Source organism: Bacillus sp. FCW2, from assembly GCF_021228595.1.
GTDB classification, from domain to species: domain Bacteria; phylum Bacillota; class Bacilli; order Bacillales; family Bacillaceae; genus Bacillus; species Bacillus velezensis.
This window is the reverse complement of sequence record NZ_CP089436.1, coordinates 4,144,285-4,145,000: the sequence shown is the minus strand read 5'-3', so window position 1 is coordinate 4,145,000 and position 716 is coordinate 4,144,285. Positions and strand designations below refer to the sequence as shown.

Below are 716 nucleotides of genomic sequence, written 5' to 3'. Positions count from 1 at the left end.
TTTTTGACGCGGGAGGCTATTTCTTCAGCGAAAATCAGTCCGATGCCGCCCGCTCCCCCGGTGAGGAGGTAGACCCCTTCGTCTTTCCACGGAACGGTACCGCTTTGAGGGGCCGGCAGATGACGCCAGTTTCTGACGAGACGTTTGCCGTTTTCATAACGGATTTCCGCTTGTTCAGGATGGGCCCGGTTTTCTTTCAGCTTGGCAAGAAGCGATGATGCTGACTCGTCCGGATCGGCTTGGATGACTTGGCCGTACAGCTTCGGATGTTCAAGGTGAGCCGTTTTCAGAAAAGCGGCCAGCCCCGCCAATACATTGTCTTCCCCCCTGTCGGGGACAAGAAGCTGGATCAGCGTTTTTCCCTTCTGTTTTTCTCTGATAAGACGCGTGACGATCGCTGACAGCTCCGCCGCGCAGGCGTCATAACGGTCTTCAATCGGTCCTTCGCCGTCAGCCGCACATACGGCGCCGCTTATGTCCTCAGCATTCATTCCGCCATACAGCGTCACGTATCTGAAAGACGCTTCTTGTCCGCCTCCCTCACCCGGCGGTGATTCCTGCCACTTTGGCTGAAGCAAGAGCGGTTTTTCCTCCGTGTCCTCTTCCAGAAAACGGGCGGTGAGTCCCGTCAATCGGACACATACCGCGCCGTTTTCGTCACACAGCTCAATATGATAGGCGCCTTCCGCTGAGGAAAGCACCGCCCACATCGTCTC

Annotated in this window: 1 protein-coding gene; it reads right to left on the bottom strand. The window is 56.4% G+C overall.

Annotated features, from left to right (window positions below):
- On the bottom strand, positions 1-716 hold a 716-nt coding region (locus K3G25_RS20570), incomplete at both ends, for a Rossmann-fold NAD(P)-binding domain-containing protein (protein ID WP_232489507.1).